General features: G+C 60.7%; 18 protein-coding genes and 2 pseudogenes. 12 read left to right on the top strand and 8 right to left on the bottom strand.

What is annotated here, in order from left to right:
* Positions 1-13 precede the first annotated feature (13 nt).
* Positions 14-550 carry a hypothetical protein gene (locus NCR38_RS22765; RefSeq protein ID WP_311394675.1) on the bottom strand — a complete coding sequence of 179 codons (537 nt, stop codon included), beginning with the start codon at positions 548-550 and terminating at the stop codon, positions 14-16.
* A gap of 8 nt (positions 551-558) precedes the next feature.
* Here NCR38_RS22765 and NCR38_RS22760 point away from each other — a divergent pair.
* Positions 559-777: pseudogene (locus NCR38_RS22760) on the top strand (tyrosine-type recombinase/integrase); the annotation flags it as partial.
* A 587-nt stretch (positions 778-1,364) separates the two neighbouring features.
* Here NCR38_RS22760 and NCR38_RS22755 read toward each other — a convergent pair.
* Positions 1,365-1,517: a hypothetical protein gene (locus tag NCR38_RS22755; RefSeq protein WP_250477660.1), complete on the bottom strand. Its 153-nt coding sequence runs from the start codon at positions 1,515-1,517 to the stop codon at positions 1,365-1,367.
* A gap of 312 nt (positions 1,518-1,829) precedes the next feature.
* Here NCR38_RS22755 and NCR38_RS22750 point away from each other — a divergent pair, with 312 nt between their 5' ends.
* Complete coding sequence (locus NCR38_RS22750) at positions 1,830-2,039, top strand: hypothetical protein (protein ID WP_143756456.1); 210 nt, start codon at positions 1,830-1,832, stop codon at positions 2,037-2,039.
* Positions 2,040-2,402: 363 nt separating this feature from the next.
* Here NCR38_RS22750 and NCR38_RS22745 read toward each other — a convergent pair whose 3' ends face one another.
* Together NCR38_RS22745 and NCR38_RS22740 are read right to left on the bottom strand one after the other, a co-directional pair.
* The gene (locus NCR38_RS22745) at positions 2,403-3,788 is read right to left on the bottom strand and encodes a UbiD family decarboxylase (protein ID WP_250477659.1); all 1,386 of its coding nucleotides are present in this window, start codon (positions 3,786-3,788) and stop codon (positions 2,403-2,405) included.
* Entirely contained in the window at positions 3,763-4,083 is a 321-nt protein-coding gene (locus NCR38_RS22740) for a hypothetical protein (protein ID WP_143756455.1), read from the bottom strand. Before NCR38_RS22740 ends, NCR38_RS22745 begins: the two co-directional genes overlap by 26 nt.
* A 350-nt stretch (positions 4,084-4,433) precedes the next feature.
* On the opposite strand from NCR38_RS22740, the pseudogene NCR38_RS22735 reads away from it, so the two are divergent.
* The 5 genes and pseudogenes from NCR38_RS22735 to NCR38_RS22715 form a co-directional block, all read left to right on the top strand.
* A pseudogene (locus NCR38_RS22735) lies at positions 4,434-4,574 on the top strand (aldehyde dehydrogenase family protein); the annotation flags it as partial.
* A gap of 780 nt (positions 4,575-5,354) precedes the next feature.
* On the top strand, positions 5,355-6,578 hold the full coding sequence (locus tag NCR38_RS22730) for a glutamine amidotransferase-related protein (RefSeq protein WP_250477658.1): 1,224 nt from the start codon (positions 5,355-5,357) through the stop codon (positions 6,576-6,578).
* A 113-nt stretch (positions 6,579-6,691) separates the two neighbouring features.
* Positions 6,692-7,585, top strand: a complete 894-nt coding sequence (locus tag NCR38_RS22725; RefSeq protein ID WP_061121807.1) for a LysR family transcriptional regulator — start codon at positions 6,692-6,694, stop codon at positions 7,583-7,585.
* Between the two features lie 93 nt (positions 7,586-7,678).
* Entirely contained in the window at positions 7,679-9,640 is a 1,962-nt protein-coding gene (locus NCR38_RS22720) for an aconitase family protein (protein ID WP_061121806.1), read from the top strand.
* Between the two features lie 52 nt (positions 9,641-9,692).
* Positions 9,693-11,135 carry an MFS transporter gene (locus NCR38_RS22715; protein ID WP_061121805.1) on the top strand — a complete coding sequence of 481 codons (1,443 nt, stop codon included), beginning with the start codon at positions 9,693-9,695 and terminating at the stop codon, positions 11,133-11,135.
* 441 nt (positions 11,136-11,576) lie between these two features.
* On the opposite strand, the gene NCR38_RS22710 is transcribed toward NCR38_RS22715, so the two are convergent.
* The 4 genes from NCR38_RS22710 to NCR38_RS34355 all read right to left on the bottom strand — a co-directional run bounded on the left by NCR38_RS22710 (position 11,577) and on the right by NCR38_RS34355 (position 15,706).
* Positions 11,577-13,130, bottom strand: a complete 1,554-nt coding sequence (locus NCR38_RS22710) for a methyl-accepting chemotaxis protein (protein WP_061121804.1) — start codon at positions 13,128-13,130, stop codon at positions 11,577-11,579.
* Positions 13,131-13,292: 162 nt separating this feature from the next.
* Entirely contained in the window at positions 13,293-14,510 is a 1,218-nt protein-coding gene (locus NCR38_RS22705) for an MFS transporter (RefSeq protein WP_284502353.1), read from the bottom strand.
* 304 nt (positions 14,511-14,814) lie between these two features.
* Entirely contained in the window at positions 14,815-15,081 is a 267-nt protein-coding gene (locus NCR38_RS22700; RefSeq protein WP_143756454.1) for a hypothetical protein, read from the bottom strand.
* A 286-nt stretch (positions 15,082-15,367) separates the two neighbouring features.
* Positions 15,368-15,706, bottom strand: coding sequence for a reverse transcriptase domain-containing protein (locus tag NCR38_RS34355; protein ID WP_250477656.1), 339 nt, complete (start codon positions 15,704-15,706; stop codon positions 15,368-15,370).
* Between the two features lie 287 nt (positions 15,707-15,993).
* Here NCR38_RS34355 and NCR38_RS22690 point away from each other — a divergent pair, with 287 nt between their 5' ends.
* The 5 genes from NCR38_RS22690 to NCR38_RS22670 all read left to right on the top strand — a co-directional run bounded on the left by NCR38_RS22690 (position 15,994) and on the right by NCR38_RS22670 (position 23,132).
* Positions 15,994-18,312 (top strand): EAL domain-containing protein, encoded by a 2,319-nt coding sequence (locus tag NCR38_RS22690; protein WP_061121801.1) that lies wholly within the window; start codon positions 15,994-15,996, stop codon positions 18,310-18,312.
* A gap of 6 nt (positions 18,313-18,318) precedes the next feature.
* Entirely contained in the window at positions 18,319-19,056 is a 738-nt protein-coding gene (locus tag NCR38_RS22685; RefSeq protein WP_061121800.1) for a TenA family transcriptional regulator, read from the top strand.
* A 127-nt stretch (positions 19,057-19,183) separates the two neighbouring features.
* The gene (locus NCR38_RS22680) at positions 19,184-19,915 is read left to right on the top strand and encodes an OmpW/AlkL family protein (RefSeq protein WP_409219301.1); all 732 of its coding nucleotides are present in this window, start codon (positions 19,184-19,186) and stop codon (positions 19,913-19,915) included.
* Positions 19,916-20,220: 305 nt separating this feature from the next.
* Positions 20,221-21,357, top strand: a complete 1,137-nt coding sequence (locus NCR38_RS22675; protein WP_086961656.1) for an extracellular solute-binding protein — start codon at positions 20,221-20,223, stop codon at positions 21,355-21,357.
* Positions 21,354-23,132 (top strand): GGDEF domain-containing protein, encoded by a 1,779-nt coding sequence (locus NCR38_RS22670; RefSeq protein WP_061121799.1) that lies wholly within the window; start codon positions 21,354-21,356, stop codon positions 23,130-23,132. The genes NCR38_RS22675 and NCR38_RS22670 overlap by 4 nt, the downstream gene beginning before the upstream one ends.
* Positions 23,133-23,694: the final 562 nt, after the last annotated feature.

The raw sequence follows: 23,694 nt of genomic DNA, 5'->3' as shown, positions 1-23,694 counted from the left end.
ATCCGGTCATTATCTAAGGGCGACCTTTCACTCTCGCCGTTTTGCCAGCCACTGCCTTTCGAGCGGCTCGCCTGGCAGGCGGACTGACTTCGGCGGCGGGTACGCGGCGCGTAGGCGGCCGCGCCGCGGTGCGCAGCGACTTCAACTGCTCCTGAAGTGACTGATGCGCCGCTTCGAGCGCGGCGAGCTTGCCCTGAAGCACCCCGTTCTGATGGCGCGTGTCGCCCTGCTGCGTCTGCAGCGCTTCGACGGTGCGACGATGCTCGGCCTCTCGCTTTTCCGCCCGCTTGGCCACCTCGGCCAGTTCCTTCTGAGCCTTGGCCGTGGCGCTGCGTTCCCGATCGATCTCCAGGAGCGCCCGCTTTTCCGATGCGCGTAAGCGCTCCTCAGCACGGCTGGCCGTCTCGCGCGGCTTCTCCAGATCCCGCGAGAAAATATCACGTACTTTTTCCAATTCCCGCTCGCGTGCGACGGCCTCCTCGCCGAGACGCTTGATCTGCGCCTCGAGCGCTTTGCGCGTGGCAGCCTCTTCGGCCTGCTGCCACTCCAACTCGCGGCGACGATACGGCGAGCGCGCGAGCCGATCTGCTTGAGAAGGCGTCCGCGCATTGGCTCAGGCACAGCGCCGGCTCGCACATGGCCGACCGCAAGGTAGATCTGCGCACGGTGCGCGACAACCTCGGACATGCCTCGCTGACAACGACTAGCATTTACTTGCACGTCGACGACGATCGGCGCCATCAGGAGACCGAAGAGAAGCATCGCGTAGACTGGTGAAACTAAGCGAGGTCACCCAACACATCCCGACGGCGCACCCTGCCGATTCCGATTCGCCAACCGCCACTCTCTCATGAAAGTCCCTGTGCCCAAACCCCAGATCTCTGCAGAGCTCGTTGCGATGCCAGGGGTATGCAAACATAGACGATTAGTTGCATCCAGGGACCGGCGAAACTTGCCTGTCCGACCACGGTAAGTCCGTTAAGCGTCAGCGGCAATGCACACTTTCGGCCATGGAGGGACATTCGTATGCGATCGTACCGAGACACCGAGACGGCTGGTCCCTCCCTGATATCGGCCATTTCATTCGACCTTGAAACGCATAGGATCGGGCAGTTGCGCGGTCTCACTATCAGGTAGCGTCAACTGGATAGTCCCGGCCACGCACCTCGGCCAGCGAAGCAGCGACGCGCCGCAGATGCTGACATAAACTTATCCAGGCAGACAAACTGTTCGCTAAGGCGGAGCAACGTGTGCCTTGCTGCCGCGTCTAACAAGGCGCGCTCGCAAAAACGGCTGCCTCGCGGCGAGGTTGAGGGCGCAGACCGCTATCCAATTTCCAGCAGTGCCCGCGAACTCTCATGCAATCAAAACAGATGGGTTACTAAATCGCCCACACTGTTCAGCGGAACAGTTTGTTCCAGCACCACGCGTTTGGCGGCCTCCCTATCCTTCAGATGCTCCGGGACGAACGGGATTGGATATTCTGTCGGCGTTTCCCCCTGAAGCGCTTCGGCCATGAGCTTGCAGATTTGCGTACCCCGCGATCAGATCGAGATAGAGGAATTGTCCCGCAGGATTCACTTCAAAGCAACAATGGTCCCCATCGGCCAATTCTCTTAAGTCAATTGCTGCATATCGAAGCCCAGCCCGCCGACAGAACTCGAAAAGCCTATCGATCAACGGCTGCGGAAGAACAGTCTCGCTGCAAGAAATCCGAGTATCAATCCGAACATCCCACTTGTATCGGTTCTTGCTAATATCGAAAGCGACGGCAGTAACAGATCAATCTATAAGTGTAACGCGAATATCGCGTTGTCCAGGCGACGGGTATGGAAGACGATCCGATCAATCACCCAGTCGTCATATATATTCGTAAATTGTTTTATCCGGCTATGGTTCGTGCTTCCGGTCGAAAATTCATAATTACGGATGAAGTCGGTTTCACCACACGGCCAGCAAAGGACGCTCTCGGCGTTTCCGTGACTGACTGTCCAAGTCCACGTCCGGTCATCTGGCCACAGCCTGAAATCAGTGATTGATAGATGATCTGGGGTAACGAAGCAATTGCGGCTGAGCGGCGAAGCAGGGACGATTGAAGCTGGCCGAAGACCGAGATCGGCTTAGGATGCGTATCCCATCTTGAAGAGGGCGGCCTTGTCGTCCTTTCCGAATGCGAACTCCATATTGGCAAAGATGCCGTGAGCAGGTTTCAGGACGTACTGTACGCCGAGGCCCGCGCTCGGCAACCGCTTGGCCGAATACATACAGCCGACACGGTTCGCGCCGTACAGGCACGCCACACCAGCAAAAGCGCGGCGGCCCAGCGCACGGCCAGGCGACGGGCGCTCCTCGACCGCAAAGGAGGGATGTAAGTGCCGGCGAACTCGCCCATCGTGTACACATTACGACCTCAAATAGCTGGCGAGTGATTGACTGTCCTTCGCTAGTCGGTCATAGACGTTGCCCAAGCTAGGCGGGATGCGAGACACATAAAATCGTTCGTCATCGCCCAGATATTTGGTCGCGTCCAGGCCCATCTTGTCATTCAATCCGCGCTTGTCTCCCGAAGGATCGAGCTTAGAACCCAGACCGTGCTGGATGATGACCAGATCGCGAGAAGCCTGAAAACGGGTTGCGATTGCCCATTCGATTTGCTCGCTGTCGTTGATATCGATGTCTTCATCGACGACAGTCACCATTTTGATGTCGTAATGGCAGCCAAATGCACAGGCGATAACGTTTTTTGCTTCGCCATACTGCTTCTTTATTATTTTCACGATCAAATGAAAACGTCCGAGCCCTCCCGACGTGAGGCGAACATCCAGCACATTAGGAAAATTGAGCTGCATTGGCTCCAGAATGGACGACTCCCGGGGGATTCCGCCGATAATGACGTTCTCGATCCCGGAGGGATTGTTGACGCGATAAATCGGATTGCGGCGGTGGGTGATGCAGGTAATCCTGATGTAGGGAAGCAGGTCCTGACCGGTGTAGTATTTTGGAAATTCTCCAAATGGGCCTTCCAATACGCGTTTATGTGGAATGATGAACCCCTCGATCGCTATCTCGGCGTCCGCAGGAATATGGACATCGTTGGTGTATGATTTTACGACATCGATCGGACGCTGCTTGAGTGCGCCTGCAATGGTCAGTTCGCACACGTCGCGCGGCGCAATGGCCTGCGAAGCCAATTCGACCACCGGATCGTGGCCGATGGTAACGGTAACCGGCAATTCCTTATCCAGCTTTTCCGCGGCCTGATAATAAGCGAACAGATCGCGCGGGAGCATCAGGATGCTCAGCCTGTCAGGCCCTTGCACTTGAAGACGGTTTATCGAGAGGTTTTGCTTGCCTGTTTCCAGATTCAGTCCATGCACGAGGCCGCTGGTGATGTAAGGGCCACCATCGCGTTCGTGGCAGGTAATGATGGGCAGGATCCTTTTTAAATCGATATCCTTGTCGTGCGTTACTTCGTGGACAGCAGCCGAATCCTGCTCGACCACATTCCACTCCAATGGGGCTTTCAATGCCCTCTGAAAGGCGGGCAGGATCTGATCGATGGGAAGCTCGAGCAACTCAGCCACCCATTGCCGCTGCCCAAGCAATCCTCCGGCAATCGGTACCTCATGTCCTCCGGGTCGCGAAAAAAAGCAGGCCTGCTTCCCTTCGAAATGCTCGATATATCGAAGAACATCATATTCGAGCGCGATATTGTCTTCGAGGCAGATCAAACGCTTGGTGCGGTCAAGGAATTCCAGCCAGTCACGAAGATTGTTTATTTTGCTCATTCTGAATTCCATTGCGTGAGTTGACATTCAGGCAATCCAGGAAATGATCTGAATTGATGTCTTTTCCTCTTGGCTCTTTTGGCTGGCTGGGTGCATCCGAGAGCGCGCGTATATCAATGCCCAGGAAAACGCCATAACCGGCCGTATATGAAATCGCCAGAAGAGAAGAATCGGATATATCCAAGCCCCTTGCTTTTAGACACGCCAGGGGTTCGTCCAGTAACTGCTGGCGAAAGGCTCCATCCTGGTTCGCCTCTTCGACGATGGCTGCAATCTTTTCGGTCAATCCGTCCATGAGTGTTCGATCCTTGGTTGAGTCCAGAGGTCTTTATCCACGCAGCGCGCCGGCGCTCACCCCGATAGCCTTTGAACCATAGACGGCGTGTCTTCAGTATTCAAGGGGCCGACTATCTGCTCACCCAGGCAAGGCGGCACATCAGCATAAAAGACGATTTGCGCAAGGTCTGATTGCGGATCGCTCACTAGAGATCCGGTATCTGTCTTGTCCGAGGCGAACTCGGCAGCCACCTCGGCAAGTCCAGACCACCGAGTCAACACGGCATGCGAAAGGCATTACGCGGCGCGCCTGCCCCCAAAAACGGTCAGTCATGCATCCCGGATCCCACAGGCCAGGAGACCAGAAGGATCGTGGGCGCGAACGAGGGTGTTGTATCGAGCGAGGCCGCGCCGTTTGGCGGGGTCAAAGAGTCAGGCTACGGGCGGGAAGGCTCGCGTTATGACCTCGACGACTACGCGACGCTCAAGAACGGTTGCGAGGGTGGGCTAGCCGGTCCTCCCAGACAGGAAAGAAATGACTGTTGTACTCTGGAACCGGTCGTTTGGATGGCGCCCATCCGACCGTCCGTAGTGGGTCGTCATGACTCGTTCGCCGTGCCGAGGAGCGGAAGTTCGACCGCAACCCATTGCAACGACAGCGAAGCCGTACGCTGGAGCCGCGCCGCCGATGGCCGATGAGCGTCGGCTAAGGCGCGAGATGCGTGCGCAAGACTGGGAGCAACTCCAGAAAGATTGATATGTAATTTAAGCTAGGACCACTACAGAACAATGGTTAGCTTAGGTTTATGTAAAATTATAGATCGACTGCTTTGTTCATCAACACGCGCAGCACAGTTACTTCGTCGGTGACCGGGCCTGCTCTGACGATCTGCGCGCTGCCATCGGACCGAAGACACGCAGGGTCATGCCGGCCTGCGTTGCGATGCACCCGTTGGCGCGTCATACGCCTTCGTGGACTGCTCGGGCGCGATAGGTGCTACTGCGCCTTCTGGCGATGTCATCGCTACCGATCTCGACTTCGCCGACTAATCTGCTGGAAGCGGCGCATGTCGGCGTGGTGCACGGCAGCGCGTTCGGCGTGGAGAACCATGTGCGGATCGCGTATGCTGGTCCGATGCCCACGCTGCGCGACGCGTGCCGGCGCATCGAGACCGCGTGTGCGGCGTTCACACCCGCTGTCGCCGCGGTCCGAAGCGCCGAAGCACCAGACGCCATGCCCGCGACACGTGTGCCGTGTCGCGGGTTTTTCTTTTTATCGGATGGCCTTCCATGCTCTATCTCATGGAAGACGCTACCCCCGAGCCGGCGCAATTCGGCGCCCTTCCCGCGCTGTTCGCCCGGACTTTGAATGCCGAACTCCGCTGCGAGGGCGTGCATTTCGACGAACAGCGGTTTCCCGATGCGCATCGGCACGTCACAGCAGATGGGCGGTTAGTCGCGAGCGGTCTGATCTGGCGCACGCGCACGGGCCTGCCCGACACTGCCGAACCATGCCATGAGATTTTTGCGTTGGCGCGCACGCGCGATATCGTGCTGCTCGTGCAATCGTTCGACGCGTTTCCTACGCAATGCACCGAAGACGTGGAGATGTTGCGCGTCGTTCATGAAGCCGATAGCGCACAGCTCGTCGAAGATGGTTCGGGCGTGGTATTGCAAGCGCATCGGGATCGCTATGGAAGATGGCGATCCACGGAAGACGCCGCATCGCGCGCGAGCGGGCCGTCCATGACGATTGCGCTGATAGGCCGGGAGTGCGACCAGCATCAGCAATACCCCGCGACGCTCGCCGCCCTCGGTGACGCCGCCGATGCGCTCGGCTTCGATCTCGACGTGCGCTTCATCGCGGCGCAGGACATCGACCGCGACAACACAGAAACTTTGCTAGCCGATGCACACGGCATTCTATTGCCGGGCGGCGCGGACATGGCGCGCGTGGCGGGACAGATCGAGGCCGCGCGTTTCGGCTGGCTGGCGTCGATTCCGGTTGTGGGTTTGTGTCTCGGCATGCAGTCAATGGCGACGGCCATCGCGCGGCTCGCGTTGAAGAGCGATGAGATCGGCATGAAGGAGGCGCAGGCCGATGCGCGCGTCGCCAGCTTCGAGCCGATTCCTGTCGGCGAGGATAGCGCGTTGTTGCATCGCTCAGGCTTGCGGCCAATAAGCCTCGTGCCGGGATCGCGTATCGCGGCCATGCTCGGCGCGCAGGCGAGCATTCTCTGCAACCATCGCTACAGGCTCAATCCGGTGCTCGAAGCGCCGCTCGCGTCGCTCGGCGTGACCGTCAGCGCGCACGACGAGAGCGGCTCGATCGCCGTTGCCATCGAGGCCGATAAGCATCCGTTCTTTGCGGGCATGCAAGGGTATCCCGAACTTTCGTCGCGTGATGGCGCGCCGCATCCGTTGCTGATCGGGTTTCTAAAAGCGGCGGCGCGCCGTTCAAAAGCGTATGCGCCCGCTTCGCAAGCGGGCGGTTACCCAAAAGCTCAAACTTAGCTGATCGCCGACGCGAACAACGCGGCATCGACATCCCCGCCCGATGCCACGCAGTAATTCGCTCTTGTGTGGCCCGTGACATACTTCGCCACTAGCCATCTTTTGTCACACGCATGCGCATCGATCCCTACAGTCTCGAGCTCTTCATCTCGGTCGTCGAAGAAGGATCGATCGCACGCGCCGCGAACCGCAGTCACATTGCGCCCTCGGCGTTGAGCAGGCGCATCGCGGATCTGGAAGCGGCCATCGGGGTCGCGCTCTTGATTCGCTCGCCTTCGGGCGTGCAACTGACCGAGGCGGGGCAGCATGCCTATGCGAGCGCGCGCTCCATTCACGGCCAGCTCGAAGGCATGGCGCGCGAAGTGCGGTCGATGAGCGGCCAGATCGCGGGCGTCGTGCGTCTCTATGCGAATGCCTCGGCGATCGTGGGCTTTTTACCCGAACGCCTGACGCTGTTCAAGACGCGCTATCCGCTCGTCGAGATCGCGTTGACGGAACAAATCAGCGATGAAGTGATTCGCGCCTGTCTCGACGATCGCGCGGACGTGGGCATATCGGCGAGCACAAAGGTGCATGCCGGCCTCGACTCGTGGCACTTCGCCGAGGACCCGCTGATGGTCGTCCTGCCGCCCGGTCACGAGCTCGCGCAGGCAGAGGCCTTGAGCTTCCTCGAAGTGACGCGCTTTCCGCTCGTCGCGTTGCAGGCGGGCGGATCGCTCGATCAGACGTTGAAGGAGCACGCCGATGCCGCACGCGTGCCGCTCAACGTGACCGTCACCGTCAACAGCTTCGACGCGCAATGCCGTATGGTCGAGGCGGGACTCGGCATCGGCATCGTGCCGACGAGCGCGGCCTCTGCGTTCGCGGGCTCGCGCAACTTTGTGCGTGTTCCGCTGCGCGAGAGCTGGGGACGCGGCCGCCGGCTACAGGTGCATGCGCCGCGAAAGTCTTCGCGCCTGAAAGCTGTGCAGGCGCTCATCGATACGCTCGTCGAATTCGAGGGTTAATACGGACGTCGCGTCTCGCGACGCCCCCTGTGCCGAACGAGCACTTGGTGCAGGCGCGCGCGTGCGGCTAGATTGGCATCGGAGGAGAATGCGATGGCCAATCTTGATCCAAGCGGGCGAATCTTGTTTCTTTGCGCAGACCCGGCGAGGGTCGAACGGCAACTCGCGGGCGAAGACCTGACGCTCGACGAAGCAGGCGCGCTGCGCGACGACGTATCCACCGACGAAATCACGCCGATCAATGTGCTCACGCGTTTCGACGAGCGTCTCGGCCAATGTCCGTATGTTGGCTTTCATGCGGGTGGACGCAACCCGATTGGCATCGATGACGTGCGTTCGGGCGGATTTCAGGTCACCGTGGCGGGCACGCGTTACGGCAAGGGTTCATCGCGCGAGCATAGCCCGCTCGCCGAATATCACGCAGGGATTCGCCTCGTGATTGCGCGCAGCTTCGAGCGAATCTATCGGCAGAACGCGGACAATCTCGGGCTTTTCACGTCTTCGGACTTCGGATTGATCGAGCGCATCCGGCGCGGCGAGGCGATCGATATCGACGAACTCGTCGCGGATCGCGATCCGTTGGCGGCGGCGATCCTGAAGAGCGGCGGCTTGCTGCGCTATGGAAAGCTGCGCATGCAACGAGTGAGCGTCGGCGAACCATCGAACGACGATACGCCGCGCACGCTCGTCGAAAAGATTCTCGCGCGCCATGCCTTGACGACCGATGTGACGAGCGCGTCGCTGGAACCGGGCAACGGCATTTTCGTGCGCGCCGACTGGCGTTTCATCCACGAGTACTACACCGGCATGGCCGCGCACATGCTGCACGCGACGTTCGGACGCCCGCTCACGCTGCACGACTCGCAAAGCATGCTCGCGTTCGAGGATCATCTTTCGTATTCGCATCGCAGCGACCTGCATGTGCGTAACGGCCTGCTGCCGAACGTGCGCGAATTGTCCGAGGCACATCGCGCTTTCGCGCTCGATTACGATGTGCGCAATCACGGCTATCTGAACGAAGCGAACAGCGCTATCGACGAAGGCTCGGAAGGCATCTCGCACGCCATGATGGCCGAGCGGTACGCGTTGCCTGGACAGGTCGTCGTCGGAACGGATTCGCATACGCCGCATAGCGGCGCGCTGGGCTGCGTCGCGTTCGGCGTCGGCACGACGGACATGGCGAACGCGTTCGTCACCGGCGCGGTGCGCATGACCGTGCCGCAATCGTTGCGTATCGAACTGCATGGCCCGATTCCCCCGGGCGTGACGGCGAAGGACATCGTGCTTCACCTGCTTGCCGATGCGCGCATCCGCGCGGGCGCGGGTGTCGGCAAGGTGTTCGAATTCGCGGGCATGGCCATCGCGAGCCTGTCCACGGACGAGCGCACGACGCTCACCAACATGACCGCCGAACTCGGCGGCTTCACCGGCATCGTCGCACCCGACGATGAAACCGTGCGCTTCCTGAAGGAACGTCGCGGCATCGATTTCACGGTCGAGCCGTGGATGAAGAGCGATGAACGCGCCCGCTACGCCGATGTCATCGCGATCGATTGCGCGCGTCTCTCGCCGATGCTCGCCGCACCGGGCGATCCGGGCAACGGCGTCGCGCTTGCCGCACTCGATGACCGGCCATGCGTCGATATCGCTTACGGCGGTTCATGCACGGCGGGCAAGCGCGAGGACTTCGATCACTATCACGACGTGCTCGCGTGGGCGGCAAAGCGCGGCCTGCGTGTGCCCGATAATGTGAAGCTCTATTTGCAGTTCGGCACGCAGGACGTGCGCGACTATTGCGTCGCGCAAGGCTACGTCGATGCGTTCGAGCGCGTCGGCGCGATTCTGCTTCAGCCCTCGTGCGGCGCGTGCGCGAACTGCGGGCCGGGTTCATCGACACAGGCAACGCAAGTCACCATCAGCGCGATCAATCGAAATTTTCCGGGCCGGTCCGGGCCGGGGAAGGTGTGGCTCGCAAGCCCGCCGACGGTCGCGGCGAGCGCGCTTCTGGGCCGCATCGCATCGTTCGCGGAGTTGCAGCAGCGCTTCACGAAGTGAGCACGATCGAGCCGCCAACGATGCGGCATCAAAATACATACAGGAGACGACAATGGCCATCATGCAGGGCACCTCGGGTCTGCACGACGCCGCCGGGCACGCGCTATCGGATGCGCCCGCAATCGCGGACACAGCGGGCATCTCGGCGCGCATCGACCGGCTTCCCGCGACGCGCGCGGTGTGGAAGCTCGTCTTTCTCTTGAGCCTCGGCTTCTTTTTCGAGCTCTACGATCTGCTCTTCACCGGCTATATCGCGCCGGGTCTCGTGAAGAGCGGCATCCTGAGCGCGACTACCGCGGGCCTCTTCGGCACGACGGGCGTTGCGAGCTTCATAGCGGCGTTGTTCTGCGGGCTTTTCATCGGCACGATCGCTTGCGGCTTTCTAGCGGACCGCTATGGACGTCGCGCGATCTTCACGTATTCGCTGCTCTGGTACGTCGCCGCGAACACCGTGATGGCGTTTCAGGACACGGCGCTCTGGCTCAATTTCTGGCGCTTCGTGTCGGGGCTGGGCATCGGCGTGGAACTCGTGACCATCGGGACTTACCTGTCCGAGCTTGCGCCGAAGCATCTGCGCGGCAGGGCGTTCGCGGTGTGCCAGGCGGTCGGCTTTTCAGCCGTGCCGGTCGTCGCGTTTCTTTCGTATCTGCTCGTGCCGCACGAGCCGTTCGGCCTCGACGGGTGGCGCTGGGTCGCATTGGCCGGAGGCGTGAGCGCGCTCTTCGTGTGGTATTTCCGGCGCAATCTTCCGGAAAGCCCCCGCTGGCTTGCAAGCAAGGGAAGAATCGACGAAGCCGATAAAGTCCTGCGCCGCCTCGAAGACAACGTCTCGCTCCAGTTCGGAAAGCCCTTGCCCGAGCCGGGCCCGTCCGACCCGATCGCGAGGAAGGCAGGCTTCGCGGACATGTGGAAGCCGCCATATCGCAAGCGCACGCTGATGCTGATCGTCTTTCATATCTTCCAGACGGTCGGCTTCTACGGATTCGCGAACTGGGTACCGACCTTGCTCGTCAGGCAGGGCGTGACGGTTACATCGAGCCTGCTCTATACGACTGTGATCGGGCTCGCCGCGCCTATCGGACCCTTGCTCGGATACTGGATCGCCGATCGCTTCGAGCGCAAGCATGTGATCGTGTTCATGGCGGGCGTGAACATCGTCGCGGGCCTGCTGTTCAGTCAGGCATCAGCGGCGGTGATGATCGTCACGCTCGGCGTGTTGCTCACCCTCGCGGGAAATATCATCTCCTTTACCTATCACACGTATCAGCAGGAGCTCTATCCGACGACAATCCGCGCCCGCGCCGTCGGCTTCGTGTATTCGTGGAGCAGGCTATCGGCGGTGTTCAGTTCGTTCGTGATCGCGTTCGTGCTCAAGGAAGCGGGCGTGACCGGCGTGTTCGGCTTCATCGCGGGCGCGATGCTGCTCGTGATGCTGTCCATCGGATTGATGGGGCCGCGCACGCTCGGAAGATCGCTCGAAAGCATCTCGCACTGAGTGCGTCTCGCGTGCGTCAGGCGCCGCAGGCGTGAATTGGCAACTGCAGCTCGCCGAAGGTCACACTGGATTCGACGTCCATATGGCATGCGTAAAGCTAGACCATGGATGCGCCCGGCATCCTTGGCGGGCGGCGCTCGCCCGTCGCACCGGTTGCCAGTCACTGCCCCTTACGCTGATAACCGGCCTTCAACGCATCGACCACAAGCTCCACCGCTCGCTCGAAGTCGCTGGTCAATCCGGGAAAGCTCGTTTCGGGTCTGGATGCTCTCGCAAAGGCCCACGCGTTCAAGGCCACGATCGAACGCGTGGCTGACTGACGCCCGAATCATTAACCCAAATCTCCGTGCATTCGGGTTTGCCTATGCGCCGCAGCGTAGCCGGCCGCGACGCATCAGCAAGAACTTCGCGCTTGGCGAGGATCGACTCGGACCGCGCGGCTCACTCGACTTGAAACACCGCGACCGCCTGACGCAACGTTTCGGCCTGCTCGGCGAGCGATTGCGCGGCGGCTGACGCCTGTTCGACAAGCGCCGCGTTCTGCTGCGTGACCTCATCCATCTGCGCGACGGCTACGTTCACCTGATCGATGCCCATGCGCTGCTCGCCGGATGCCGCCGCCACCTCGCTCATGATGGCAGTCACACGACTCACGGACGCGACCAGCCCTTCGATCGTGCCGCCCGCATGCTCGACGAGCGCCGAGCCGTTCGACACGCGCGCGTTCGAATCGTCGATGAGCGTCTTGATCTCCTTGGCGGCCACGGCGCTGCGTTGCGCGAGTGCGCGCACTTCGCCGGCGACGACCGCGAAGCCGCGGCCCTGATCGCCCGCGCGCGCGGCCTCGACTGCCGCATTGAGCGCGAGGATATTGGTCTGAAACGCGATGCCTTCGATCACGCCGATGATGTCGGCCATGTGCGACGAAGCCTGCGCGATGCTCCGCATGGTCGCGACCACATTATTGACCGTGTCGCCGCCCTGAGTCGCGTCGCCGCAAGCTTTCGTCGCGGCGTGCGTGCCCTCGGCGGCGTTGTCGGCATTCTTCGCGACGGTGCTCGCGAGTTCTTCCATGCTCGCCGCCGTTTCCTCGAGCGATGCGGCCTGCGACTCCGTGCGCTTCGACAGATCGACGGTGCCTTGCGCGATCTCGCTGGCCGCTTCGGCGATCGCCACGCTCGATGACTGAATGCCGAGAACGATCGTGTTCAGACGCGCGCGCATCGTTTCGAGCGAGACCATCAGGCTGTCGGGGCTGCGGCCGTCGACGGCGATCCCATCGCGCAGATTGCCTTGCGCGATGCGCGCGGCGAGTGCCATCGCTTCGCCCGGTTCGCCGCCGAGCGCGCGCGTGAGACCGCGCGTGATGACGAGCGCGGCCACGATGCCGGTGAGCACGGCTGCCGCGCCGAGCGCGAGCATGATCGCCTTGGCGCGGGCGTAGGCGGCGTCGGCGTCGCGGTTGGCGACATCGTTCTGTTCATCCTGCAGCGCGATCATGTCCTTCGTGGTGCTCATCCAGTCGCGCTGCACGGGTCGCAACTCGTCGATCAGCACACGAATCGCGGCCTGTTGCTCGCGCGCTTCGGCAAGCGAGATCGCCTTTTCGATGATCGGCGCTGCGGCCGCTTCGTTCGCGCGCAGCTTGTCGAAAACGGCGCGCTCGCTTGCAGAGGTGTGGTCGCTTTCCCTGAAGCGCGTGCCGAGTGCGTCGTAGGCCTGCGCATAGCCTTGCGCCTGCGTGCGGATGCGTGCTTTCTCCGTCTCGACTGCGGCGGTATCTGTCAGGAGCGCGATGTTGCGCAGCGCGATCATCCGGTCGCTCACCGACAGGCTCAGCGCGTGTGCGAGCTTCGCTTCCGCATTGTTGACTTCGACGACTTCATCGAAGCGGGCCTGGATTTGCGACATGCTGACGAGACCGAAGGCGAGCACCGCGAACAACATCGACAGCACGATGCCGAAGCCCAGGCCCAGTTTGGTGACTACCTTCATGGTTGTGATTCTCCGTAGACAGATGCGAAAGGGTTTCCCCAATGGGAAAGCCGTTGCTTTCATGCTGTTTACGGACTGCCTTCGCTTTACTTTATGGTGCTTTCGCGGCTTTTCGGCATGCCTTCCGCGGACGCGTTGGCTCACAAGCGACCCTTCGCCCTTCTACCGATGCGACCTCTCCTTCACCGCGTGAAGTGTCAGGACACTGTTGCCGGCGATACCTGTGACGCCCAGCGCGATCAAGGCTCCCGTCGGTCCAAGTATTGTCGCAAAGAGGCCCGCTAGCAGCGTTCCGAGCGGCCAGCATCCGATACCGACAGTGACCAGACCGAACACACGACTGCGCATGACGCCGGGCACGGACTCGATCACGATAGTCGTCTGGTGTATGTTGTAGGCGGCGCTACCAAAGCCGCCGATGAAGAGAATGACGAGCAATGAAGCCAGCGAGCATCGGAAAGAACTTGCGAACCCAGCGATCGCAATAGCCAGGAAAAACACACTCGATCCGGCTATCAACCAGACAAAGGAACGCCCTCGCAGGCGAGTGCCTCCGATGATCGCGCCCGCGACAAAAGATCCCGCAGGCTCCGCCGACGAAAGCACGCCGATCATCGTGGCCGACAAGTCGAACGTGTCCCTTCCGAGCGGTGTCAGTAGAACGTTATAGCTATAGCCGCATAAGTTCGTGATTGTCGTCACGATCAAGAGCGCCATGATCGTTTTACTGTCGAGCGCGTATTGCCACGCTTCCCTGAGGTCCTCGCGGAACCGCGTCAGGGAGAGGCGCCCGGATGGCGCATGCACGGTCGAAAGTCGAAAGATGCACGCCGCGGCGCAAAGCGACGCCGTCGCGGAGAGAAAATAGGATGTCGCGACGCCGAGTGCTCCGTATATCAGGCCTCCAAGCAGAGGCCCAATGCATCGCGTCGCGAAGTTGGTCATGCTGTCGATAGCGACCGCGCGAGAGGCCATCGCCGAACCTGCTGTCTCTGCGATCATGCGCCGACGCGCAGGCATCTCGGTGGCATAGACGACACCGCTCACGAGCGCGGCAGCGCAAAGGTGCCATGTCGACAGAACCCCGAGGAAAGACAAGATTCCTACTGTCGCCGACGAAGCGCTCGCCAGCAACAATCCGAGCAGCACTATTCTCTTGCGATCCATCGCATCGGCGACGACGCCCATGACCGCGCCGCTCAAAAGCAGCGGGAGACTTCGACACGCGGAGACCAGCGCGACTTCTACTGCCGAATTGGTCGCCTTGAAGGTGAACAGCGCCGCTGCAAGCATTTCCAGCCACATCATCGACGTTGAGACCGCTCCGGCCGTCCAGAGTGGTAAGAAACCTTTGGTGCGTATCACGCTTGTCGGGTGCATCGATTGCGTTACACCACATTCCTTCGCTGATGGAGAATGTTCATCTCAAGCGTTTTGATTGGAAGCGGTCAGGCAGCGGCCGCGCCTGTCGCGTTGGTCCGAGAGGTTCTGTTACGCGTTGTCGTGATCGCCAAACGGCGAGCGCCGCTGGGCTACGCAGCAGTGCATCGTACGATGATGCCGCCGGCGGAATCGAAATAGACGATGCCGCGCTGGCTTCGTCATGTCGATGGATCGCTCCTAACAAGGAAGCAGCCGTTCGCGAGCCTTTTCAATGCCAACATGACGAAGCGATCGGTCATCGTCACTTTCTTTTGAGCGCGGCGTCTCTGCGGGGCGACTCGGTACTGTTGCCCGACTCAGGTGAGACTTCCTGTTTCGACCGGTGTTGTGCAGGAGACTGTTCGGCCTCGCCGGAAGTTGGTTGACGCACTCCTTGGGCGGGATCACCGCCTGTGGCGGCGCCCGGTCCTGGCTGGTTGCCCAGCGAGCCACCACCGCTGGCTCCGCTGCCGGCATCGCCGAGCGGCTTATCGGTGCTGCCCGGTCCTTCCAGACGATCGCTGCTCATGACCATTCTCCTTCCTTTTTGGCCTCATTAATGCGCAATGGGCGTGCCACGGGCGGCGGCTGGGCTTGCCATGTCGACTGTGTCGCGAGAGCTGGCCCTCTAGGCAACAGAATCGATTGGCGTGCCGGCGCGCTGCGCGAGCCGTCGTGTCACGCGCGGAAAGAGCGTCTTCATGCGCCCGTAAGCCGTCCGAACAGCACAACGCGTTGCGGCTCATCGGAATCCTCTCCGATGAATAGCTCGGCGCGATACCCACATCTCAGTTCGTCGTCGTAAATTGGGGCTATCAGGCACCGGCTGATAACACCACGGCGTCATCCGCGTAACGCACCATGACCAGCCCTGCCTGGCGCATTTCCACGTCAAGCTCGTGCAGATACGGATTTGCCAACAGGGGGCTGACAACCGCCCCTTGTGGAATGCCGGAAGTCGGCGTCCAACGCGTCATGTCTTCCATGATGTCTTGCTTGAGAAAGTACAGGGGTAAGTGTGGAAACGAGTCCTTCCGCTCGACCTTACTCCGCAATGCCGCGAGCGCATTCTGTCGCGACTCGGTTGCCTCATGCGATAAAAACAACGGTTGCCACTCTTTCTTATTATCAAACGCTTTGATGGCGGCTACCACGAGTACTATTCGACCCTCGAGGGTTTTCGAATAGGGCCTCAAGTTCATATTCCTCGTGCCGTTATAGATCGAAGCGACAGCATCTCACCGCAAAACACGATCGTTCGAAACAATTCGACGGTCTTTGCGGGGGGACTGTATTTTCTTCGCTATGCACAGAGAAACCGATAACAAGGCTCGGTATGCCAGCGTCATCGAAGACCAATCGACAGTTGTTGAAGACTACGTGGCCTTTTTTGGCAGTCGTTGCCTCGCTGCTGGCTCTTGTCGCTACGAGCCTCTCGATTATGTCGTCCGTTCGCGCGTATATCGGTGGTGAGAGCACGTGGTCGAAAGGCCAGAAGGACGCAGTTTTATATCTCATCCGCTATGCGCAGACCGGCGATGAAGCTTCCTTTCGTCAGTATGAAAGCGCGATCGCCTACCCGCTTAATCTGAAGCGTGCCCGACTCGCGCTCGAAGGTGCCTATCCCGATCTCGGCTCGGCTCGAATGGCACTGCTCGAAAGCGGCGTCGACGCGGCTGACGTTAGCTCAGTCATCTGGGTCTTTCGGACCTTCCGCCGCGTCAGCTACTTCGAACACGCGGTGACATATTGGACACGCGGCGATGCGCTCGTTGATCAGCTCGTCTCGACCGCCCAAAAACTGCGCCTCGCCAAGCTCACTGGCGCGTCCGGCCAGGTCGAAGTGGAGCTTTTGACGGGCGAAATCTGGAACATCAATTCGGCGATTGCACCCATTTCGCGGGCATTCGCCGACGTGCTCGGCTCCGCATTCCGAAAAACAGCATTGTTACTGTTCGCCATCAACGTCGTGGTCGCGGCGCTCCTGGTCTCACTGTCCGTGTGGTACGCACGCCGCTTCATTACCGCGCGACTCGCCTCGGAGCACGCGTTGAGGCGAAGCGAGGCGCGCGCGAAAGCCACGCTGGGCTCGATCGGCGAGGCCGTCGTCTCCGTCGGGCCATCGGGCCTCGTTGAGTTCATTAACCCCGCCGCAGAGCGCCTCTTCTGTCGTGAAGCAGGCAGTTGCGTGAAGCACGAGTTGACTGCGCTTGTCTCCATCGCACGGGAATGGGACCGGCGGCCCGTTGACCCGATCGAACAGGCACTGCGCGGCACCGAGCCATGGGACCCGAGTACCGATCTCGTGCTGACTAACCGAGAAGGCACAGAGACCGTTGTGCAAGCGATCACGTCCGTCGTGCACGATACGTCCGACACGATCACGGGTGCCGTGCTGCTGTTGCGGAACATGACCCGTGAGCGCGAATACGTCTCGAATCTGTCGTGGCAGGCGTCGCACGATGGCTTGACGGGCTTGCTCAATCGTACCGAGTTCGAGCGACGTCTGTCCGCCTCGCTCGATGCGCAATCGGACGTCAAAAGCACACAGCGTCCCTGCATGCTGATGGTGCTCGACCTCGACCAGTTCAAGGTGGTAAATGACACGTACGGCCATGCGGCCGGCGACACGATGCTGCGCGAGGTGGCGGCACTCTTCAGGCAGTGTCTTCGCGAGGAGGATTCGGTCGCGCGCCTGGGCGGCGATGAGTTCGCCGCGCTCATGGCCGATTGTGACGAGCAAACTGCGACGGGCATTGCCGAGCGCCTACGACAGGAGGTCGCCGCGTTCCAGTGGTCGTGCGAAACACACACGTTGTCGACGAGCGTGAGCATCGGCTTGGTCGATTTGCGGGGGCTCGACATGGAAACGGCGATGCGCTTCGGCGATATCGCCTGCTATCTCGCCAAGGAGCGCGGGCGCGATCGCGTGCATCTGGCCGTGCGCGGCGACAAGGAACTCACTCGTCATGCGAGCGCCATGTCATGGTGCGGTCGCATCAAGGACGCGTTGGCGAACAATCGCTTCTGCCTCTACGCACAGGAGATCCGCGCGGTTCAGCGGGCGGACGGCATCGACGAGTCCGCGCAGCATCCGCGTCACGTAGAGGTGCTGCTGCGCATGGTCGGTGACGGCGGTAAGATCGTATCGCCCTTCTCCTTTCTACCCGCTGCCGAGCGGTACGGACTAATGTCCGCGATCGACCGCTGGGTTGTGCGCGCCGTGTTCACGACGCTCGCCAGGATAGGCAATCCCGAGGGCGTGCAATACGCGATCAATCTGTCGGGTGCCTCGATCGGCGACGAGCGCTTTCTCCAATTCCTGACCGAACAGTTCGAACTCAGCCCCATCGCCCCTGAGTCCATCTGCTTCGAAGTGACCGAAACCACCGCGATCGCCAATCTCGCAGCCGCCGCGCGTTTTATCCGCACGTTGAAGAAGCGCGGCTGCAAGTTTTCGCTCGATGACTTCGGCGCGGGCATGTCTTCGTTTGGCTATCTGAAGCACCTGCCGGTCGATTACATCAAGATCGACGGCGGATTCATCAAGGACATGCTCAAAGATGCCGTTAGCAAGGACATGGTGGCAGCGATCAACGACATCGGCCATTCGATGGGGCGTCTGACCATCGCGGAATACGTCGAGAACGAAGCGATCCTGCGCGCATTAAGCACGATGGGCGTGGATTTCGTTCAGGGGTTCCATGTGGGCCGACCGGCTCTTTGGGCGCAGAACGTTGAATTTCTTGCAATGACGTAGGAGGAGATGTTGGATCCCACTTTTCAGCGGGTTGGCGACTTGAAGGACATCGCCAGCTACCCAGCCTGGTTGGGCGACGTGCTGACCGAAACAAATCAGACCAAGCAGACCATCATCGGCCATCCCATCTTTGCCGCGATGCGCGAAGCAAGGCTGACGTCGCGGCAGGCCGAAGCATTTCTCGTCAACGGCTGGCCGGTTGTCGAGCAATTTCCGCAGTACATGGCGATGAATCTTCAGAAGCTGCGCTACGGGCATTCTCGCGGCGAGGATCTGGCGCGGCGCTATTTGACCCGCAACATCCGCGTCGAGCAAAACCACGCGGACTACTGGGTCGACTGGGCAGCCGCGCACGACGTCAATAAGCGCGCATTGATGAAAGGCGGCGGCCCTTCCCTCGCCTACGCACTTTCGCACTGGTGCTGGAAGAGCAGCAGCGGGGACCCGCTTGCCGCGAGCATCGCCGCAACCAACTTCGCAATCGAGGGCGTCACGGGCGAATGGTCGACGCTTGTTTGCAGCAGTGACACCTACGCGAACAGCTTCCCCACCTCGATGCGCCGCAAGGCCATGCGCTGGCTCAGTCTGCACGCGCACTATGACGACGCACATCCGTGGGAAGCGCTCGAGATCGTCGCGACACTGCTCGGCAACGCGCCCGGCGTTGACGAGGTACACGCGGTGAAGCGCAGCATCGAAATGAGCTACGAGTATTTCAAGGTAAGCCTCGACTGCTGTCTGTAGGTTTAGAGACTACCGGTTCACTTGCTTTCTTTTGTGCGTACTTCGCCTCGGGCCTGGTGGCTGAGGCGATGTGAACGCGCTCGCCTGTTACCGATTGAAATCTGAAACGAGAAGAGAAGAAATGATGCTGAAACACATTACATGCGCGGCCCTCGCAACAATGAGCATGGCGGGCGTGACGTGCGCGAACGCGCAGTCGGCGGGCGATATCCAGGTCAGTGCCGGCTGGATGCACTTCGCACCGCAGGATTCGAGTGGCCCCTTCAACGTCACCGCGCTCGGTCAGACGGTGACGAAACAAGGAGCAAGCGCGTCAGTAAGCGATGCAGATACATTCGGACTGACCCTTCAGTATTTCGTCACCGACCACATCGCGGTCGAAGCGGTGACGGGCGTACCGCCGAAGTTTCATCTCAACGGCGAAGGCACGCTCGGGCCGCTGGGCGAACTGGGTACGGCCCGCGAGTGGAGCCCGACGCTACTGCTCAAATACTATTTCCTCAGCGCGCAGAGCAAGTTCCGCCCTTATGTCGGCGCGGGCGCCTCGTATGTGTGGTTCTCGGACGTAAAGCTGAGCCAGCAAATGGCCAACGGTGCGTTCCTCTATTCGCCACAGACAGGCACGGCATTGACGGGGCCCACGAGCGTGCATATCAGCAACTCGTTCGCACCTGTTGTGAACGCTGGACTTTCGTACAACTTCACCAAACACTGGTCGGCGGCATTCTCCGTGTCGTACATGTGGCTGTCCGCACGCGCAACACTCACGACGAATTCTGCCGTGGGGCAAGTCAAGAGCGAATCCAAGCTGAAATTGGATCCGATCGTGACGTTTTTATCGGTCGGCTACACGTTCTGAGTCTTCCAATGCAGGCCTATGGGCTATGTCAGCAATGTAGGGGCGAATACTCCGGTACAAAGTGGTGCGGGCGGGAGTGACTCGTAGAGGCCCCTCGGAAACTCAGCATCGGTTGGGCAACAGTCGGTAAATGAGCGGTGCAAACGTCCGGACGAGCCGGCGCGGCTAAAGATCGCCTGCACGAAACCGTTAACGCAATGGAGCCGTTTCAGGATATCGGATGCCGTTGCATTCAGCCTTGTCGAATCCAGCCGGGCTTGATGCTTTAGAACGACGCATCAGGTCACAGTTCGAAGGTCTACCAAATGAGCCTTGGTTCCTCACCGCCCAATCGGAGACGCATCCTGCTCTCTTGGGGATGCGAGATTGCGAAGCGCATATTTCGGCGCGTCAGTTTTTCTTCGCGCCCCCCCGTTGCCGCGCTCACTTTCTTCACGCTGACGTTGTGTGGCCTGCCGACCTTCGCCCAAGAAAACGTGCTGCGGGTGCTCGCGTGGCCGGGTTATGCCGACAACGACGTCGTGAAGAAGTTCGAAAGTCGCTTCAACGCGCGCGTCCAAGTGACCTTCGTAGACTCGGACGAAGCTTTGTCGGACAAGATGCACACAGGCGGCAAGCCGCCGTTCGACGTGCTGGCTGCCAACACCGCGGAGATACACCGCTATACGTTGGAGAATCTGCTCTCTCCGCTCAATCTGGGAGAGCTTCCCAACACGCAACGTCAATTGCCGCGGTTTCGCGCGGTCTCGTCGATCGACGGACTCACCGCGAACGGCAAGATCTACGCGATCCCGTTCACGTATTCGTCGATGGGACTGATCTACGATCGCAAGCAGATTCCCATTGCGCCTCGCTCCATGAAGGAGCTCTGGAACCCACGCTATCAGGGCAAGGTGCTCGACTTTAACAGCGCGCAACACAACTTTTCGTTCGCGGCGCTGGCACTCGGCTACCCGCATCCGTTCCAGCTCACCGACGGACAGATGCGAGAGATCGCGCGAAAACTGGTCGACTTGCGCCGTAACCTGCTCACCTATTACACCGTGCCCGAGGAAGCCACGGCGTACTTCATCCAGCACAAGGCCGCGCTCATGTTCGGCAATTACGGTACCCAGCAACTCGCCTTGCTGCGCAAGGCCGGTGCGGATGTGGGTTATGTCATTCCCGAAGAGGGTGCGCTCGCCTGGCTCGATTGCTGGGCCATGACCCAATCGGCCACGAACCGGCCGCTCGCGCTAGCCTGGATCAACTACATGCTCGAACCCGACGTGAGCGCCCTGCTCACCCAGCGACAGGGCCTGGCGAACACGTTGATCCTTCCACCTGAACACAGCAGCGACAGCGCTCATCTCATCTGGATCCAGCCCGTGGAAAACATCGAGGAGCGCGAGTCGCTCTGGAGCCGGATCGTGTCGGGCGACCGGCCGGAGCGCTTTCGATGATGCGGCCAGGACTGATGGTGAAGTTGTCGTTGCTGCTTGCTTTGATTGGCGTGCTGGCGTCGGGCTCGACCGGCTACTACGCGTATCGCGCCAATCGCACAATGCTGGCCGGCGAGGCGGGGCGCAATCTTCTCACTGCGACGGAGCTGCTTGGCCAGCGCTTCTCGGTTTCCATCGACGACATGGCTGCCGACGTGCTCGTGCTCGCCACCATGCCGTCCTCGGCGCTCATCGCACAATCGGCGAACGACCTGAAAACGAAGGAGGACCGGGCGCGGCTTGCACAGGTCTTCTCGAGCTTCATGCTCCATCATCCTGGGTATCTTCAGGCACGGCTCATTGCGCGCGATCGTTTCGGGCTGGAAAGAATACGATTCGATCGCGACGGACACGGCATCGTCGAGGTCCGGGAAGGCAACCTGCAGGAAAAAGGCCAGTTCGCGTACGTCTTCGACACCTTGGCATTGGCGCCCGGACGCGTCTATATCGGCCCGATCACCATCAATCGCGAACACGGCGCGCACTACGCCGAAGGCAGGCCCATCCTGCGCCTCGCCGCGCCCATCGCCACGCCCGCAGGCGTCGTCGTAGGCGTGGTGGTGCTCGACGTGGATCTCGCGGTCCTGCTCAAACTGCTGCGGACCGACTTGCCCGCCGACTATGAGGTGTATCTCGCCAACGAATGGGGCGACTTCCTCGTTCATCCCGATTCTTCGCAGTCGTTCGGCTTCGACAAAGGGCGCCGCGTGTTCATGCAGGACAGCTTCGCCGCGACAAAGCCGCTCTTCGAGCGCACGGCAAACAGCGTGCTGATCAACGGACTCGCCAACCCAGAGCAGGCGCACGACGAGGTGCTCGCATTCGTGAGGCGGCCGTTCGGCGCGTCGGCGGGCAATCGCTTCATCGTGCTCGGGCTCGGCAAGCCGCTCTCGGACGTGCTGTCCGGCGCCAATTTGCTCGGCGATCAGATCGTGCGAATGATCCTATTTTCGAGCTTGGCAGCGCTCCTGCTCGCCATCCTGTTTGCGCGCGCGCTGACGAGGCCGCTGCAGATACTCACCCATGCGGCCACGCATTTCTTTGCCGACAACGCGACCGAAGCATTGCCGCTCAAACGCACCGATGAGATCGGCATGCTCGCGCGCTGTTTCGACCACATGCGGCGCGAAATCAAATCCCAGGTGGATGCGCTTCACGACAAGCAGCATCAACTCGCGCATCTGGCCAATCACGACGTGCTCACGGGCCTGCCCAACCGCATGCTGTTCATGCAAAAGCTCGACACGGCAGTGCATGACGCGACCGCAAACGGCGAGAGGCTCGCCGTGCTGTTCGTCGATCTGGACCGCTTCAAGCAGATCAACGACCAGTTCGGTCATTCATTCGGCGACACCGTGCTCGTGGCCGTGGCGGGCCGTCTGCAACAAGTGCTTTCGAAGGGACATACGGTGGCGAGACTGGGCGGCGACGAATTCGTCGTTTTGGTGGAAGGCGCGTATTCCTCCGATTCGGCGGCGGATCTCGCTGCGGACATTGTGCGAGCACTCGATAGCGACCTTCCCGTGAGCGGGAGAAAGGTGGTCGTGGGCGCAAGTGTCGGTATCAGCGAGTTTCCACAAGACGGCATCTCCGCGCGCGATCTACTTCTCAATGCAGACACCGCGATGTATGTCGCGAAGTCGAAAGGGCGCGGATTCTGGCAACGCTATGGTGACTTGTCCGGGGAGCAGCATGTCAAGACCGCATATGTGAACACGCTTACCAACGAGACCTAGTTCTCGGCAGTTCGACGCTGTGGAAACGCCCGCGTGAACATCCGGGCGCGAATTGAAGACCGAAACGTGTACGCGATGACTTCCGGGGGGGGCCTAATGTGCGTGCTTGGGGGGCCCCCGCGGCTACTCACCGAAGAGCCTTGCGCAGGTCCGCAGCGGGACCCGCAACTGCGTTCGAACGTTCGCGCCTCGGCCCGACTTCGCGCCGGTAAAACGGTCTCATCGGCGTTCGTCCGGGATCGACCGTGGTCAGCGGGAGTTCAATTGGCGGTCACTGAACCTCCCTGTGTAAATAGATCACACCGCACGTGCTGCCCCTGCGGTGTAGGCAAGTCTCGAAGAAGTCACGCATTCCCCTTCCCTGATGGACGCGCAGACTCGCACGGAGTCGACAGCGCACGGTCATGGCGATAAAAGCGCCTGCGATCAGTGGCAACATAGCGAACGCCGCGCTACATCTAGACGATTTTGGCCGATCGCCCGATCCATTAGTCAGTATGACTCCGCGAGGCAGGGGCTGGCCTGGCGCGCGGAATCAGACGCGGGTTAGCATCGCTGCCAG

It is taken from the genome of Caballeronia sp. INML1 (assembly GCF_023631085.1).
Classification (GTDB): domain Bacteria; phylum Pseudomonadota; class Gammaproteobacteria; order Burkholderiales; family Burkholderiaceae; genus Caballeronia; species Caballeronia turbans.
Note: the sequence above shows the minus strand (reverse complement) of the source record. Positions and strands in the feature narration are given on the sequence as shown.

Coding starts and splice junctions, on each gene's coding strand:
- NCR38_RS22670 (WP_061121799.1), top strand. CDS start 21,354: ATGATGCGGCCAGGACTGATGGTGAAGTTGTCGTTGCTGCTTGCTTTG.
- NCR38_RS22685 (WP_061121800.1), top strand. CDS start 18,319: ATGTTGGATCCCACTTTTCAGCGGGTTGGCGACTTGAAGGACATCGCC.
- NCR38_RS22675 (WP_086961656.1), top strand. CDS start 20,221: ATGAGCCTTGGTTCCTCACCGCCCAATCGGAGACGCATCCTGCTCTCT.
- NCR38_RS22720 (WP_061121806.1), top strand. CDS start 7,679: ATGGCCAATCTTGATCCAAGCGGGCGAATCTTGTTTCTTTGCGCAGAC.
- NCR38_RS22755 (WP_250477660.1), bottom strand. CDS start 1,517: ATGGCCGAAGCGCTTCAGGGGGAAACGCCGACAGAATATCCAATCCCG.
- NCR38_RS22730 (WP_250477658.1), top strand. CDS start 5,355: ATGCTCTATCTCATGGAAGACGCTACCCCCGAGCCGGCGCAATTCGGC.
- NCR38_RS22700 (WP_143756454.1), bottom strand. CDS start 15,081: ATGAGCAGCGATCGTCTGGAAGGACCGGGCAGCACCGATAAGCCGCTC.
- NCR38_RS22740 (WP_143756455.1), bottom strand. CDS start 4,083: ATGGACGGATTGACCGAAAAGATTGCAGCCATCGTCGAAGAGGCGAAC.
- NCR38_RS22690 (WP_061121801.1), top strand. CDS start 15,994: ATGTCGTCCGTTCGCGCGTATATCGGTGGTGAGAGCACGTGGTCGAAA.
- NCR38_RS22715 (WP_061121805.1), top strand. CDS start 9,693: ATGGCCATCATGCAGGGCACCTCGGGTCTGCACGACGCCGCCGGGCAC.
- NCR38_RS22710 (WP_061121804.1), bottom strand. CDS start 13,130: ATGAAGGTAGTCACCAAACTGGGCCTGGGCTTCGGCATCGTGCTGTCG.
- NCR38_RS22745 (WP_250477659.1), bottom strand. CDS start 3,788: ATGAGCAAAATAAACAATCTTCGTGACTGGCTGGAATTCCTTGACCGC.
- NCR38_RS22705 (WP_284502353.1), bottom strand. CDS start 14,510: ATGCACCCGACAAGCGTGATACGCACCAAAGGTTTCTTACCACTCTGG.
- NCR38_RS22725 (WP_061121807.1), top strand. CDS start 6,692: ATGCGCATCGATCCCTACAGTCTCGAGCTCTTCATCTCGGTCGTCGAA.
- NCR38_RS22750 (WP_143756456.1), top strand. CDS start 1,830: ATGGAAGACGATCCGATCAATCACCCAGTCGTCATATATATTCGTAAA.